1 protein-coding gene is annotated in these 230 nt (G+C 39.1%); it reads right to left on the bottom strand.

What is annotated here, in order from left to right; translation table 11 throughout:
• The coding region (locus IE222_RS26235) for a VOC family protein (RefSeq protein WP_191277316.1) at positions 1-230 on the bottom strand (230 nt) is incomplete at its 3' end.

Here is a 230-nt window from a genome sequence, read left to right as displayed (position 1 = left end):
TCATCTGACGGCGTATAAAATTTGACTAGCTCTATCCATGCCTGACCATCTGGCATCCCTAATGCTACACATGCCGTTTTTACATCATTAAGCCCAATTACTCTGTCCAACAGTTCTCCATCCATTTCCCATTCCGCTTGCACTTCAAGTCCTAAATCAAGAAAAAACGCTTTAGCCTCTGAAAGATCATTTACGTTTATACTCACATGATCTATTCTATTGATTTTCAT

It is taken from the genome of Neobacillus kokaensis (genome assembly GCF_014656545.1).
Lineage (GTDB): Bacteria > Bacillota > Bacilli > Bacillales > Cytobacillaceae > Neobacillus > Neobacillus kokaensis.
The sequence above is the reverse complement of the archived record's forward strand: the minus strand, read 5'-3'. Positions and strand labels throughout refer to the sequence as shown.